The organism is Thauera propionica, assembly GCF_002245655.1.
In the GTDB taxonomy this organism is placed as follows: Bacteria; Pseudomonadota; Gammaproteobacteria; order Burkholderiales; family Rhodocyclaceae; genus Thauera; species Thauera propionica.
In genome coordinates this window covers 273299-287839 of record NZ_NOIH01000003.1, presented here as the reverse complement: position 1 = coordinate 287839, position 14541 = coordinate 273299, and the positions used below count along the sequence as shown (strand labels likewise).

The window sequence follows — 14541 nt, the reverse complement described above, 5'->3', positions numbered from 1 at the left end:
CATGACCACATCCAAGTTGCCCGCCACCGTCCGCATCGTCGAGATGGGCCCCCGCGACGGCCTGCAGAACGAGAAGCAGCTCGTTTCCACCAACACCAAGGTCGAGCTCGTGCGCCGCCTCGAACGCGCCGGGCTGAAGGCGATCGAGACCACCTCCTTCGTGTCGCCAAAGTGGGTGCCACAGATGGGCGACAACAGCGAGGTGCTGACCCGCGTGCTCGCCGCTGCCGCGCTCGGCGTCGCCTATCCGGTGCTGACGCCCAACCTGAAGGGCTTCGAGGCCGCGCTGGCGGCCGGTGCGCGGGAGGTCGCGGTGTTCGGCGCCGCCTCCGAGTCCTTCAGCCAGAAGAACATCAACTGCTCCATCGCCGAGTCGCTCGAGCGCTTCCGTCCCGTCACCGAGGCGGCGCAGGCGGCGGGCGTGAAGGTGCGCGGCTATGTCTCCTGCGTGGTCGGCTGCCCCTACGAGGGCGCGGTGGCGCCGCAGGCAGTGGCGGACGTGGCGGCGACGCTGATTGAGATGGGCTGCTACGAGGTCTCGCTCGGCGACACCATCGGCGTCGGCACGCCGGCGAGCATCGTCCGCATGCTGGAGGCGGTGGCGAAGCGTGTGCCGGTCGAAAAGCTCGCCGGCCACTATCACGACACCTACGGCATGGCGGTCGCCAACGTCCATGCCTCGCTGCAGATGGGCGTGGCCGTGTTCGATGCCTCGGTCGGTGGGCTGGGCGGCTGCCCCTACGCGGCCGGCGCCTCGGGGAACGTGGCCACCGAGGATGTGGTCTGGCTGCTCAACGGCCTCGGCGTCGACAGCGGCATCGACCTCGATGCCCTGGTGGATACTGCGGCGTGGATCAGCGCCCAGCTCGGCCGCGAACCGGCCTCGCGCGTGGCGCGCGCGGTGCTGGCCAAGCGGGCCAAGGCCGCCTGCGCCTGATCGGGAACGTGTCGCGGCGGACTCGTTCATAATCAGGGCTTCTTTATGGAGACGGTGCGCATGGATGCGCCGTCCAAACCCCTGCAGAGACTGTCGCAATGAGTATTCCTTCCCCCTGTACCAACATCTGCCGCATGAGCCCGGACACGGGCTGGTGCGAGGGCTGCCAGCGCACGATCGACGAGATCACGCGCTGGAGCCGGACCAGCGACGACGACCGCCGCACCATCCTGGCTGCGGTGGCCGAGCGCCGAGAGTGGCTGGCCGAGGCCGGCCAGGGCGTGGAGACGCGGGCATGAGCGGCGACGCGCTGTGCGTCGGCGTGTGCATGATCGACTGGGATTCGGGGGTTTGCCTGGGTTGCGGCCGCACGGCGGACGAGATCAACGGCGTGCCGGTCGCGCCGCCGCCCGAAGCCTTGCAGCCCGCTTCCGGGGAGCCCGCCGCGCTGCCACCTAACGTGGCGGCGCAGGTCGGGGAGGGTAGCGATTGAGCGCGCCCCCGCGCCTGCCCGACACGCTGCAGGTCTTCGAGCGTGGCTGGCTGTCGGCCAACAACGTGCTGCTGTTCGACGGCGGCGAGGCGACGCTGGTCGACAGCGGCTATGTAACGCATGCCGGGCAGACGGTGGCGCTGGTTCGTGCCGCGCTCGACGGGCGCCAGCTCGGGCGGCTGATCAACACCCACTCGCATTCCGACCACATCGGCGGCAATGCCAGCGTTCAGCGTAGCTTCGGCTGCACGATCACGGTGCCGGTCGGCATGGCACAGGCGGTGCGGCATTGGGACGAGGCTGCGCTGCTGCTGTCCACCGCCGCGCAGCATGGCGAGCGCTTCGAGGCCGACGCCACGCTCGCCCCCGGCGACCGCTTCGTCGCCGGCGAACTCGAATGGCAGGCCATCGCCGCGCCCGGCCACGACATGGACGCGCTCGCCTACTACAACGCCGAGCGCCGCATCCTGATGTCGGGCGATGCGCTGTGGCGCGACGGCTTCGGCATCCTGTTCGCCGACGTGCTCGGCACCGGCGATGGCCTCGGCGAGGCGCGGCGCACGCTGGAAGGCATCGGTCGGCTCGCGGTGGATGTCGTCATCCCCGGCCACGGCGCGCCTTTCACCGAGTTCGACGACGCCCTCGAGCGCGCCTTCGCCCGCCTGCAGGCCTTCGAGGCCGACGGTGCCCGGATGGCGCGCAATGCCATCCGCGCCTGCGTCACCTTCAAGCTGCTGGACGTGCGCAGCATGGCGCTCGATGAGCTGCCGCGCCATCTCGACGAGACGCCGCTGTACCGTGAAGCCAACCAGCGCTTCCTCGGCCTCGACCCCGAGGCGCTCGCCAGCTGGCTGGTGAAGGAGCTCGAGCGCGCGGGCGTGGCCCGCCGGCAGGGCGCACAGCTCGAAATCTGCTGAGAACGACTGCCATTCCGCTTTAGACCAGCTGCAACAAGCGGATACAATCGTACTTTCTGAGCTTCTGGAATCACACGCATGCAAGCAGCAGTGGATTGGATCAACGGCTGGGTGTGGAGCCCGGCACTCGTTTACCTGTGCCTCATCGTGGGCCTGTACTTCTCGGTTCGCACCCGTTTCATGCAGGTTCGCCACATGGGCGAGATGGTCAGGCAGATGTTCACCGGCAAGAGTTCTTCGGCCGGAGTGTCGTCCTTCCAGGCGCTGACGATCGCCCTGTCCGGGCGCGTGGGTACCGGTAACATCGCCGGCGTCGCCACCGCGATCGGTTTCGGTGGTCCGGGCGCGATCTTCTGGATGTGGATGGTCGCCTTCCTCGGCGCGGCGACGGCCTACATCGAGTCGACGCTGGGCCAGATCTACAAGACCGAGCACCATGGCCTCTATCGTGGCGGTCCGGCCTACTTCATCGAGAAGGGACTGGGCTGGCGCGCGTACGCGATCGTGTTCGCGGTGGCGACGATGATCGCCTGCGGCATCCTGCTGCCGGGCGTGCAGACGAACAGCATCGCTGCCGGCATGCAGAATGCCTTCGGCGTTGCACCGGCGGTCACCGGCACCATCATCGTCATCCTGCTGGGCCTGATCATTTTCGGTGGCGTGCGCCGCATCGCGCAGGTCACGCAGATCGTGGTGCCCTTCATGGCGCTGGGCTACATCCTCGCTGCGGCGGTGGTCGTGCTGCTGAACATCGAGAAGCTGCCGGGCGTGATCACGCTGATCCTGTCGTCGGCGTTCGGCATCGAGGCCGGTTTCGGCGCAATGATCGGCCTGGCGATCCAGTGGGGCGTGAAGCGCGGCGTGTATTCGAACGAAGCCGGCCAGGGTACCGGCCCGCATGCTGCGGCCGCGGCCGAAGTCAGCCATCCGGCGGCGCAGGGCCTGGTGCAGGCGTTCTCGGTGTATGTGGACACGCTCTTCGTGTGCACGGCGACGGCCTTCATGATCCTGATCACCGGCACCTACAACGTGACAGGGGCGGACGGCACCCAGGTGTTCACCGGCCTGGCCAACATTGCTGCAGGCACCGGCTACACGCAGGCCGCGATGGAAGCGGTGCTGCCGGGTTTCGGCGCCGTGTTCGTGGCGATCGCGCTGTTCTTCTTCGCCTTCACCACGGTGCTGGCCTACTACTACATCGCCGAGACGAATCTCGCCTATCTCACCCGCAACATCCGCTCCGATGCGCTGATGTTCGTGCTTCGGATCGCACTGATCGGCTCGGCACTGTACGGCTGCGTGCGTACCAGCGATCTCGCCTGGGGCATGGGCGACATCGGCGTGGGTGTCATGGCCTGGCTCAACATTGTCGCCATCCTGGTGCTGCAGAAGCCTGCGCTGCTGGCGCTGAAGGACTATGAGGCGCAGCAGGAGAAGGGGCGCTTGCAGCCCGAGTTCGATCCGCGCGCGCTGGGGATCGAAAATGCGGACCTGTGGGTCGAACGCGCAGAGAAGCGCAACGGTCGCGCTTGATCGGCGGTCGGTGCGAATCGGTACGTGCCGGTTCGCGCCGATCGTGGCTGAAGGAGAAGCATGCAGATCGTACTGATCAGCGGCCTGTCGGGTTCGGGCAAGAGCATTGCGCTCAACGTGCTCGAGGATGCCGCTTACTACGTCGTGGATAACCTGCCAGCGGCGTTGTTGCCGCAGCTGGTGACGCATCTGCGAGGGGGCGGCTGGAAGCGCGTGGCCATTGCGGTCGACATGCGCTCGGGGGCGAGCATCGCGGCCCTGCCGAACCAGGTCGATGCCTTGCGTGAAGCCGGGCACGACCTGCGCTTCATCTTCCTCGAGGCGCGCGACGACGCGCTGCTGGCGCGCTTTTCGGAAACGCGGCGGCGCCATCCGCTGGCAGGCGAGGGCGTCACGGTCGAGGAGGCCATCCAGCGCGAGCGCGACGCCCTGGCGGAGATCGCCGAGCTCGGCCACCGCATCGACACCAGCGACCTGCATCCCAATACGCTGCGTGCCTGGGTGAAGGATTTCATCCAGATCGAGGCCAGCGAAGGCCTGACCCTGATGTTCGAGTCCTTCGGCTTCAAGTACGGCATTCCGCTCGATGCCGATCTCGTGTTCGATGTACGTTGCCTGCCGAACCCCCACTACGATCCGGCTTTGCGTCCGCTGACCGGCCGCGATGTGCCCGTGATCGAGTTCCTGCAGAAGCTGCCTGAAGTCGGAAGGATGGCGGAGGATATCCGCAAGTTCATCGGCAACTGGCTGCCGGCTTACGTGCGGGACAACCGCAGCTACCTGACGGTGGCGATCGGTTGTACCGGTGGGCAGCACCGCTCGGTCTATCTGGCCGAATGGCTGGCGGCGCGCTTCCGCGACCAGGTGCGGGTGATCGTCCGCCATCGGTCCGCCGCGCGGCGTGCGGCAGACCGCGAGGCGGCCGCCGCGCAGTCCGCCGGGCCGGTCGCCCCGCCGGCGTCGTGAGTCTTGCGCCTGCCGCCTGGCGGGCCTTGCTGCGCCCGGGCGACGTGCTTGTCGTGCTGGGCGGTCTGCTGTTGTGCGGGTATTCGCTGATGGTGCTGTGGCAGGGAGGGCGGCCGGACGCCGCCATTGTCCGCGCGGGTGGCAAGGTCGTCGCCGAGGTCGATCTGAGAACTGCCCGCATCATTGACGTGCCCGGCCCGATCGGCACCACCCGCATCGAGATCCAGCCCGGCCGCGCCCGCGTTGCGGCAGACCCGGGGCCGCGACAGTACTGCGTGCGCCAGGGTTGGCTGACACAGGCGGGGGCGGTGGCGATCTGCGCACCGAACGAGGTCAGCCTGAGCCTGAGCGGCCGGGGGGCGGACTATGACTCGCTCAACTATTGAACTCGTACCCACGGAGAAGGACCGCCGTATTGCCCGCCATGCGGCGGCGGCGATCGTGCTGACGGTGGCCGAGGCGGCCATCCCGCTGCCCCTGCCGGGCGTGAAGCCGGGTTTGGCGAACATCGTGACGCTGATCGTCCTGGCGCGCTGGGGATGGCGCGAGGCGGTGTGGGTGGCGCTGCTGCGCGTGCTGGCGGGCAGCCTGCTGCTGGGACAGTTTCTGGCGCCCGGCTTTTTCCTGAGCCTGTCGGGCGCCATTGCCAGCCTTGTCGTGCTGGGCGTGGCGATGCACTTGCCGCGACGCTGGTTCGGACCGGTCAGTCACAGCATCCTGGCCGCGTTTGCGCATATCGGCGCGCAGCTCGTCGTGGCCCGCCTGTGGCTGGTGCCGCACGACGGCGTGTTCTATCTGCTGCCGGTCTTCGCCTTGGCTGCCGTGGTTTTCGGGCTGGTCAATGGCCTGGTCGCGGCGCGTCTGCTCGAGGAGCTGCACGGCGCTGCGCCCGCCGCGTCGAAAGCTTCAGCGACAAGCCCGGAACGCTGACGGCGCACTTGCGTCCAACCTGGCACCTCGGGGTGCAAGGCAAGGATGGAGGCACGCATGAAGGGTGGCTGGTGGCGCTGGTTGTCCGCTGCGATTGCGGCAGTGTGCGGAGTTGCATTCGGCTGGGTGGCGGGCGTCGGTGTGGCGCGCGCGGATTCCCCTCTCGTGGCGGCGAGCGAGCCCGCCGCCCGGGTTGTCGGTGTGACGGACGCCGATCAGACGTTCTTCGAGAACCACTCCAGCAGGCGCTTCCAGCCATCCTCGGCTTCGGTCTTGCGGAAGCTCGGGCGGTAATCGGCGTGGAAGGCATGCGGGGCGTCGGGATAGACGATGATATCGCCCGGCTTGCCTGCCGCCTTGATGGCCTCGCGCATGGCTTCGACATCGTCGAGCGGAATCCCCTGGTCCTGCCCGCCGTAGAGGCCGAGCACCGGTGCATTCAGGTTTGCTGCGATGTCGATCGGATGCCTGGGCTGGTTGTCGGACGGCGCGCCGTCGAGGCGGCCGTACCAGGCGACACCGGCCTTCAGCCTCGGGTTGTGCGCGGCGTACAGCCACGTGATGCGCCCACCCCAGCAGAAGCCGGTGATGGCAAGGCGTGCAGCGTCGCCGCCACGGGTGGCGGCCCACTCGGCGCAGGCGTCGAGGTCGGCCATGACCTGCGCGTCCGGCACCTTCGATACGATCGAGGACAGGATGTCTGCCACGTTCTCGAGCTTGGTCGGGTCGCCCTGGCGGAAGAACAGCTCGGGCGCGATCGCCAGGTAACCCTGTTTGGCCAGGCGGCGGCAGACGTCGCGGATGTGCTCATGCACGCCGAAGATTTCCTGGACAACCAGCACGACCGGCAGCTTGTCGCCTTGTGCCGGGCGGGCGAAGTAGAGGGGTAGCTCGCCGCCGCTGACTTTGACCGAGGCATTGCCGGCATCGAGGCCTGCAGCGTCGGTACTGATCACGGTGCTGGCCTGGACCGGCTGCACGGCAAGGGCGAAACCCGCTGCTGCGACGGTAGTGACGAAGCCGCGACGATCCATGCGCGCGGCGGGCAGCAGGCTGTCGAATTCGGTCGTGGAGAGATCGGTATCGCGTACGTTCATATTCTTCTCCCGGTGAGAGGCAGTTAAGGGGGCCACGCAGGCCTCGAACCATCGAGGCCTTGGGCTGACCATGCTGCCATAAGGATGTTCCCGGAAATGGAATGACCTCAGAGATCCAGTACCAGCATCGGGCTTCTGGCGCGCGAACAGCACGGCAGGAGTTGGTCGTTGGCCGCCTGCTCTTCCGGGGTGAGATAGTTGTCCTTGTGGTCGGGCACCCCTTCGAGCACGCGGGTCAGGCAGGTGCCGCACACGCCTTGTTCGCAGGAGAACGGAATCTCCACGCCGGCCGCGGCGAGCGCGGTGATGATCGTCTTGTCCTTTTCGACCTTGATGACGCGGCCCGAGCTGGCAAGCTTGACTTCGAAGCTTTCGTCGCTGTCCGACGGGCCGACATCGGCCGCGAAGAACTCGTAATGCAGTTGTGCCTCGGGCCAGCCTGCGGCGCGGGCGGTGTCGAGCACGGCGTTCATGAAGCCCTTGGGGCCGCAGACATACAGATGCGTGCCATCCTCCACCTTGTCCAGCGTCGCGGCGATGTCGAGCTTTTGCGCCGCGTCGCCATCGTCGAAATGAAAATGCACGCGTGAGGTGAAGGCTGAGCCCCGAATGCGGTTGCGGAAGGCCGTGCGCGCGGGCGAACGTGTGCAGTAGTGCAGGTCGAATTCGGCGCCGCTGATGGCCAGGCGCTCGGCCATGCACAGGATGGGGGTGATGCCGATGCCGCCAGCCAGCAACAGGCTGCGGCGGGCTTCGTGGGCAAGCGGAAAATGGTTTTTCGGTGCGCTGATCTGCAGGATGTCGCCTTCATTCACGAGGTCGTGCATGGCCAGCGAGCCCCCGCGCGAGGCCGGGTCGCGAAGCACGCCGATCAGGTAGCGGTGGGTTTCGGCGGAGTCGTTGCACAGCGAGTACTGGCGCACCAGGCCGTTGGGCAGGTGCACGTCGATGTGGGCGCCGGCAGAGAAGGGTGGCAGGGCGTCACCTTGGGCATCGACCAGTTCGAAGGTGGCGATGTCGGTCGCTTCGGCCGTCTTGCGCACGACGCGCACGGTAAGGGTGGGTGTCTTCATGTTGGGGCTTCCTGGCTGGGTGGATGACGCCGGGTCATCCACCGCGGGGAGATCAGGCGCTGGCTTCTGCGGCCGCGTCGCGTTCCTGCTCGATCATCTTGTCCAGCATGCGTCGGGCCTGCACGCCACCGGCGTCAGTGTTGAGGCTCAGCAGCTTGCGCTCGGGCCAGGTCAGCAGGTTGCGCTGCTGCGACTCGAGCATCTCCAGGTCTTCGGCGAAGACCTTGCCTTGTGCTTCGCGGATGCTGGCGGTGAGCGCCTTGTCGCGCGGCTGGAAGTTGCGCGCCAGACCCCAGAAGTACCACATGGTGGTCTCGGTCTCGGGGGTGATGAAATCAACCACGATGCCCGATGCCTTGAATGCGGGGTCGGCGTCGAAGCCGCCCTTGCCGGCATGGGCAACGCCGACGTCGATCAGGATCTGGCCGGGCGCGGTGTAGCGGCAGATCTGCCAGCGATCGCAGGGCACGTCGTCGGCCAGATGGTTGCCACGCAGGGCGGCTTGCCAGAACGGCGGCGGCATCACGTTTTCCATGTAGCGGCTGGTGATGACGGTGTCGCCGTCGACCTTGGTGGTCGGGAGTGCCTCGTCGAGTTCCTTCTGGCCGATGCTGGTGGCGTGCACGTACTTCTCGTGCGTCAGGTCCATCAGGTTGTCGATCATCAGGCGGTAGTCGCAGTGGATGTGATAGCGACCGCCGCCGAAGGCCCAGTCCGGGCTTTCGGCCCAGGCCAGATGCGGCAGCTTGGCGGGGTCGGCCTGCGCCGCGTCGCCCGGCCACACCCAGATGTAGCCGTAGCGTTCGATGACCGGAAAGCTGCGGATGCACGGAAAGCCGCGCACCCGCTGACCGGGCATGGCGATGGTCTTGCCGTCGCAGCCCATTTCCAGGCCGTGGTAGCCGCACACCAGCTTGCCTTCGACCACGCGGCCCAGCGACAGCGGTGCACCACGGTGCGGGCAGAAGTCCTCCACCGCGGCGGCGGCGCCTTCCTGAGCACGGTAGAACACGATCCGTTCACCGCAGATCATGCGACCGAGCGGCTTGTCATCGATTTCGTCGGGCGTACAGGCGACGTACCAGGCGTTCTTCGGAAACATTCGGTTCTCCTCCGGATTTTATTTGGAATACTGTTTGACGAGGGCAGCGGCTTCGTCGTGCAGGCGCTGGCCGTCGGCGACTTCCTTGATCCATTCTTCGGTGACGACACGGCTGGCGGCGTCCCACTTGGCGAGTTCGTCCTGCGGGATCGCATACACCGTGTTGCCGCGCGCCACGGTCATTTCTCGTGCGGCAACATCGGACGGTGCGAACTGGGCCGACACCCAGGCCGAGGTGTCGCGTCCGCTGTTGTCGTCGATGACCTTCTTCAGGTCCGCCGGCAGGCTGTCGTACTTTTTCTGGTTCATCACGAAGATCATCGTCGCGGCGGTCATCGTGCGTTCGTTGGCGACCTCGGCGTGGAACTTGGTCAGTTCGTGAGTCTTGGTCGGCGGCACCACTTCCCATGGCACCAGCGCGCCTTCGATCACGCCCTTGGCGAGGCTTTCCGGCATTTGCGGCACCGGCATGCCGACCGGCACCGCGCCCAGCGAGGCGAGCAGCTTGTTACCCAGGCGCGAGGGGGCGCGCACCTTCATGCCCTTCAGGTCGGCCAGTGTCTTTACTTCCTTGTCGCGGAAGTGGAAGACGTAGGGCCCTGTCACCCAGGTGGCGATCGGCTTCACCCCGGCGAACTCGCTCATCGCATTCTTCTGCACGAAATCCCACAGCGCACGCGACGAGCCTTCGCGGTCGGCGGTGAAGAAGGGCAGCTCGAACACTTCCGATACCGGGAAGCGGCCGGCGGTCCAGCCAGGCAGGGTCCAGGTGATGTCGGACACACCATCGCGGACCTGCTGGAACAACTGCGCTGGCGCGCCGCCGAGTGACATCGCCGGGTAGATCTGGCACTTCAGGCGCTGCTGCGACGCGGCTTCGATCTTCTCGCACCAGGGCACGATGAACTTGGTGTGGGCCGCCGAGATCGGCGGCAGGGAGTGCGCCAGCTTGAGCACGATCGGCTCGTTCTGGGCAGTGGCGGGCAGGGCGAGGCCGAGCAGGGCCGTGGCGATCAGGGTCTGTTTCAGACGCATGGTATGTCTCCTCTCGTTGTGGGGGGCGGATGGAATGCGTTGCACTGCCGGTTCCGCTGTCCGGCAGCGTGGTTCAGCTATCGACGATCAGGCTGGCGCCCGGGATCAGCGCCTTGATGCCGGGGTTGGCGAGGGTGGCGTGCAGGTTGCGTTGTGCAATGCGCGCGTGCTCGCGCATCAGGGCTTCCGCACGGCTTCCCTCACGCGCAGACAGCGCCTCGACCAAGGCGCGGTGCTGTGCATTGGCGATGCGCAAGGTGTTCAAGGCGTCGGGGGCGACGGCTTGCACGCGCAGGAAACCATTGGGGGAGGCGAAGGGCAGGGATTTGGCACGGTCGAGCTGGCGACGTAGCACGTCGCTGTCGCAGGCCTGCTCGAGCAGTTCGTGAAAACGGGCGTTGCCGGCGACGTAGGCGGCGAAGCGCGTGTCACTGAGGCCGCTGTCGTCCGCCAGCACGGCGTCGATCTCGTCGACACAGGCCGTCAGGCGGGCCAGCCGTTCGGACGAGACGCCGCGTTCGGCCGCCAGTCGGGCGGCGAGTCCTTCCATCGTGCCGCGAATCTCGATCGCATCGCGAATCTCGTCGAGTGAAAAGGCGCGCACACGGAATCCACCCGAGCGAATCGGCTCGAGCAGTCCTTCTTCCTGTAGCCGGACCAGAGCAGTCCGGATAGGGGTACGCGAGATGCCGGTCAGCTCGGCAACGACGGGCTCCGAAATTCGCTCGCCAGCGGAGAGCTCACCATCGAGGATCATTTCGCGCAGGCGAAGCAGCGCGCGTACCGTCTGGGAGGCGTTTTCTTCGCTAGAGGGTGTAGGTGTTTCAGGCATGGCGGCTTCCTGATGTATACATCTAAAAGTCTATACGCCCAATTTATCTGCGTAAATGGTGTTTTTATATTTTTTATGTATACATCCAGGCGTACTGTCTTGCGGAGCTCGCCGGTGAAGCGGTCAGTAAACGAAAAAAAGCCCCTGCGTTATCGGCAGGGGCTTTGCGGGTGCGAACGGGTTCAGCGACGGCGCGGCGGCGGTGCCGAGGCCGTACCGGCCGGGCGGCCGGGCAGGTGGCGGAAGGTGATCCGCCCCTTGGACAGGTCGTAGGGCGACATCTCGAGCGAGACGTTGTCACCGGCGATGATGCGGATATGGTGCTTGCGCATCTTGCCGCCAGAGTAGGCGATCAGGTTGTGGCCGTTGTCCAGCGTGACGCGATAGCGTCCGTCGGGCAGGACTTCGGTAACCGATCCGTGCATTTCAATGAGTTCTTCCTTGGCCATGTTCGGGCTCCTTGTCGTTGTGCCGGCGCATGCCTGAAGTGTGCGGCGGCTAGGCGCTCGTCTCCGCCGGGGCGAGCATGAGGCCGGAGGGCTGCGCGTGTGGCGCAGCGGGCGGACCGGCCGGGCCTGCGAAAAAGGGGCAGGCCGCACGAAAATCTGGAACGATTGCACGCATGCGCCACAAGGCACGGACGTGAGCGGCGCGTTGGATACCGGTGGCGCGCTGCATTACGGGCGATCCTGCCTGTGAAGGAGGATCGCATCTGTCCAGCGGCGCATCGGCGCAGCCGGAGGTGTCTCGGAGAAACCGGGCTGTCCCTCGAGGGAACGCCGGATGACACGGCAGTGGGTTGCGGGGGAGGAGAACAACTTCGCACGCCACGCGATGTCATCCAGATCACGTGTGCACGATGCCGCTGCGGCCTTGGCGCAAATCCGGCTTGATCCCGGGTTCAACGCTTCAAAGGCCAGTCCTCTGCACCCGACATAATACCCGCCGTGGGGGTGGCCTGTCCAATCGGCGGTTGTAGGCCGGTCCCGGTTCAGTGCTGTGGGCGCTGGCGCAGGAGGTTGTCGAGCCGGTTGGCGAAGGCCTGGCGGTCGCTGGCACCGAAGGCAGCGGGCCCGCCGGTGTCGACGCCGGTGCTTCGCAGCGTGTCCATGAAGTTGCGCATGTCCAGCAACTCGCGGATGTTCTCCTTGCCGTAGAGCTCGCCTCTCGGGGAAAGCGCGTGGGCACCCTTGGCGACGATCTCGGCTGCCAGAGGAATGTCGGCGGTGATCACGAGGTCGCCCGTCGCGACATGGGCGGCAATGTACTTGTCTGCTTCGTCGAAGCCGCCGGGCACCTGGATCATGCGGATCAGCGGCGAGGCCGGCACGCGCAGGTACTGGTTGGCGACCAGCGTCAGGTGCCGTTTCGTACGCTCGGCTGCCCGGAAAAGGATGTCCTTGACGACGACGGGACAGGCGTCGGCATCGACCCAGATGTGCATGGCGCGAGCGTCCTTGGAAAAGAAAATGCCCCGGCCGAAGCCGAGGCATTTTCCTGATTCTGGTAGGCCGTGCGGGACTCGAACCTGCGACCAACGGATTAAAAGTCCGCTGCTCTACCAACTGAGCTAACGACCCAAAAGCGAGCGCGAATTTTAGGACTCCAGGCGATGCGCGTCAAGTTCGGATTTGCGCGCCGCCGTGTGGGGCCAGTGCGGGGAAATCTCGTAATGCCGGCGCTGGTCAGGTTTCGCGCATCATCATCCAGTACTGGATCTTCATCGTCACCGCGGAGCCGATGATGATGGCGGCGGTCGTGATGACCGAGCCGAGCGCCAGCGTAGACAGACCGGTAATGCCTTGGCCGATGGTGCAGCCAAGGGCGGTGACGCCGCCGAAGCCCATCAGGATGCCGCCGATCATGTGGCGGACGAGGTCGGGCGCATCGCGGAATCCCTCGATGCGGAAGCTGCGCGTGACGATAGCGTGCAGCGCGGCGCCGGCGATGACGCCGAGCGCGCTCGCGATGCCGAAGGTGACGACCCGGCTGCTGTCGCTCCACAGCATCAGCAGCTCGAGCGTGAATGCCATCGGTGCGACGAAGGTGAGCGACTCGGCGCGACCGCTGCTGGTGCCGATGAAGGCTTCCTCCAGCGTTTCGGGGTGTTCGGCGACATAGCCGATGTGCCCGGAGACGTACCAGGCGGCTACGACCGTCGCACCGATTACGGCGCCGCCCAGCAGGACGTCAGCCCGACGCGCCTCGCGACTGGCGAGCGCCCAGATCAGCAGGGCGCCGCCGATGACGCCTGCGGCCAGTGTCAGCGCAGTTGACGCTTCAAGGCCGGCGGCCGCAATGAACGAGGGAATGTCCTGCCCGTGCGACAGGTCGGTGGCGACGCTGTCGAGATAGCGCACGCGCCATACGCCGAACAGGCCGCGCAGCGTCATGTATGCGCTGATGCCGAGAAAGACGAACACGACGAGCGACTTGAGGTTGCCGCCGCCGATGCGGATCAGCGTCTTGCTGCCGCAACCGGAGGCGAGCGTCATGCCCACGCCGAAGGCGAGGCCGCCCACGATGTGCGACAGCCAGATCAGCCGGCCGCCGGTGTAGATGGATTTGGACGGATCGAACACGCCGGCGAGTTGCAGCGCGGCGGTGCCGAGGACCGCGACGGCGACGGCCAGCGCCCACATGCGCATGCGGCTCCAGTCGCCCATGTTGACGATGTCGGAGACCGCGCCCATCGTGCAGAAGTTGGTACGGTTGGCGACGAGTCCGAATACCGTGCCGATGGCGAAGGCGAGCCACACGATGGTGGAGGCGGAGACGAGCGTTTCTTCCATGATGCGATCTGCGGCGAAATGGCCGGCCATTCTAGGTTAAAAGACCGGTCTCGTTGCAAGATGCCCGACACACGGTCGGAGCGCCCGTTCCCCGGGGTGTGCGCGCGCTCAGTCCGTGCGCAGCTGATAGGGGGTCGGATCGGGAACGCCCGCAGCCTCGAAGCCGGCGGCGCGCAGGCGGCAGGCCTCGCAACGGCCGCAGGCGCGGCCGTCGTCGTCGGCCTGGTAGCAGGTCACGGTGATGCCGTAATCGACTCCGAGCGCCACGCCGCGGCGAATGATTTCGGCCTTGCTGAGCTGGATCAGCGGAGCGTGGATGTGCAGCCTTGCCCCTTCGACGCCGGCCTTGGTCGCCAGGTTCGCCATGGTCTCGAAGGCCCGGATGAACTCGGGGCGGCAGTCGGGGTAGCCGGAGTAATCCACCGCATTGACGCCAACGAAGATGTCCTGCGCGCCCAGCACTTCCGCCCAGGCCATCGCGATCGACAGCATCACCGTGTTGCGGGCGGGCACGTAGGTGACAGGAATGCCGCTGTTGTCCTCGTCCTCGGGGACTGCGATGCCCGGGTCGGTCAGCGCGGAGCCGCCGAACTGCCCGAGGTTGACGCGCGCCAGGCGGTGCTCCTTCGCGCCGAGAGCCTGGGCGACACGTGCCGATGCGGTCAGCTCGGCGGCATGGCGCTGGCCGTAGGCGACCGACAGCGCATAGGTCTCGAAACCCATGTCGCGGGCGATGGCGAGGCAGGTGGCGGAGTCAAGGCCGCCCGAGAGCAGGACGACGGCGCGTTTGGCTTGGTTCATTGAAACGGGTTCCGCAGGGGATGGACGCAGCGC

Annotated in this window: 17 protein-coding genes and 1 tRNA gene; 8 read left to right on the top strand and 10 right to left on the bottom strand. The window is 66.5% G+C overall.

Annotation, left to right across the window (positions count from 1 at the left end; all coding sequences use genetic code 11):
• Position 1: 1 nt before the first annotated feature.
• The 8 genes from CGK74_RS02755 (at position 2) to CGK74_RS02720 (ending at position 5776) form a co-directional block, all read left to right on the top strand.
• Positions 2-937 carry a hydroxymethylglutaryl-CoA lyase gene (locus CGK74_RS02755; protein WP_094266985.1) on the top strand — a complete coding sequence of 312 codons (936 nt, stop codon included), beginning with the start codon at positions 2-4 and terminating at the stop codon, positions 935-937.
• Between the two features lie 98 nt (positions 938-1035).
• Positions 1036-1236: a DUF1289 domain-containing protein gene (locus CGK74_RS02750; protein WP_094266984.1), complete on the top strand. Its 201-nt coding sequence runs from the start codon at positions 1036-1038 to the stop codon at positions 1234-1236.
• Positions 1233-1430, top strand: a complete 198-nt coding sequence (locus CGK74_RS02745; protein WP_094266983.1) for a DUF1289 domain-containing protein — start codon at positions 1233-1235, stop codon at positions 1428-1430. Before CGK74_RS02750 ends, CGK74_RS02745 begins: the two co-directional genes overlap by 4 nt.
• Positions 1427-2347 (top strand): MBL fold metallo-hydrolase, encoded by a 921-nt coding sequence (locus tag CGK74_RS02740; RefSeq protein WP_094266982.1) that lies wholly within the window; start codon positions 1427-1429, stop codon positions 2345-2347. The genes CGK74_RS02745 and CGK74_RS02740 overlap by 4 nt, the downstream gene beginning before the upstream one ends.
• A 78-nt stretch (positions 2348-2425) precedes the next feature.
• Positions 2426-3880, top strand: coding sequence for an alanine/glycine:cation symporter family protein (locus CGK74_RS02735; RefSeq protein ID WP_094266981.1), 1455 nt, complete (start codon positions 2426-2428; stop codon positions 3878-3880).
• A gap of 60 nt (positions 3881-3940) precedes the next feature.
• Entirely contained in the window at positions 3941-4846 is a 906-nt protein-coding gene (gene rapZ, locus CGK74_RS02730) for an RNase adapter RapZ (protein WP_094266980.1), read from the top strand.
• Entirely contained in the window at positions 4843-5232 is a 390-nt protein-coding gene (locus tag CGK74_RS02725) for a NusG domain II-containing protein (RefSeq protein WP_094266979.1), read from the top strand. Before rapZ ends, CGK74_RS02725 begins: the two co-directional genes overlap by 4 nt.
• The gene (locus CGK74_RS02720; RefSeq protein ID WP_240498601.1) at positions 5213-5776 is read left to right on the top strand and encodes a Gx transporter family protein; all 564 of its coding nucleotides are present in this window, start codon (positions 5213-5215) and stop codon (positions 5774-5776) included. Before CGK74_RS02725 ends, CGK74_RS02720 begins: the two co-directional genes overlap by 20 nt.
• A 215-nt stretch (positions 5777-5991) precedes the next feature.
• On the opposite strand, the gene CGK74_RS02715 is transcribed toward CGK74_RS02720, so the two are convergent.
• From CGK74_RS02715 to queC, 10 genes are all read right to left on the bottom strand, one after another.
• A complete protein-coding gene (locus CGK74_RS02715; protein ID WP_094266977.1) occupies positions 5992-6873 on the bottom strand; it encodes a dienelactone hydrolase family protein in 882 nt (293 codons plus the stop codon).
• 107 nt (positions 6874-6980) lie between these two features.
• Entirely contained in the window at positions 6981-7946 is a 966-nt protein-coding gene (locus tag CGK74_RS02710) for a PDR/VanB family oxidoreductase (RefSeq protein WP_094266976.1), read from the bottom strand.
• Positions 7947-7998: 52 nt separating this feature from the next.
• Positions 7999-9048 carry an aromatic ring-hydroxylating dioxygenase subunit alpha gene (locus CGK74_RS02705; protein WP_094266975.1) on the bottom strand — a complete coding sequence of 350 codons (1050 nt, stop codon included), beginning with the start codon at positions 9046-9048 and terminating at the stop codon, positions 7999-8001.
• 18 nt (positions 9049-9066) lie between these two features.
• Positions 9067-10083 (bottom strand): TRAP transporter substrate-binding protein, encoded by a 1017-nt coding sequence (locus tag CGK74_RS02700; RefSeq protein WP_094266974.1) that lies wholly within the window; start codon positions 10081-10083, stop codon positions 9067-9069.
• 73 nt (positions 10084-10156) lie between these two features.
• Complete coding sequence (locus CGK74_RS02695) at positions 10157-10915, bottom strand: GntR family transcriptional regulator (RefSeq protein ID WP_094266973.1); 759 nt, start codon at positions 10913-10915, stop codon at positions 10157-10159.
• 182 nt (positions 10916-11097) lie between these two features.
• Positions 11098-11364 carry a translation initiation factor IF-1 gene (gene infA / locus CGK74_RS02690; RefSeq protein ID WP_068639481.1) on the bottom strand — a complete coding sequence of 89 codons (267 nt, stop codon included), beginning with the start codon at positions 11362-11364 and terminating at the stop codon, positions 11098-11100.
• A gap of 542 nt (positions 11365-11906) precedes the next feature.
• Positions 11907-12359, bottom strand: a complete 453-nt coding sequence (locus CGK74_RS02685) for a YaiI/YqxD family protein (protein ID WP_094266972.1) — start codon at positions 12357-12359, stop codon at positions 11907-11909.
• Between the two features lie 60 nt (positions 12360-12419).
• Positions 12420-12495: transfer RNA gene (locus CGK74_RS02680), tRNA-Lys, on the bottom strand.
• A 105-nt stretch (positions 12496-12600) separates the two neighbouring features.
• On the bottom strand, positions 12601-13707 hold the full coding sequence (locus CGK74_RS02675) for a YeeE/YedE family protein (protein ID WP_094267421.1): 1107 nt from the start codon (positions 13705-13707) through the stop codon (positions 12601-12603).
• A gap of 108 nt (positions 13708-13815) precedes the next feature.
• Complete coding sequence (gene queC, locus CGK74_RS02670; RefSeq protein ID WP_094266971.1) at positions 13816-14508, bottom strand: 7-cyano-7-deazaguanine synthase QueC; 693 nt, start codon at positions 14506-14508, stop codon at positions 13816-13818.
• Positions 14509-14541: the final 33 nt, after the last annotated feature.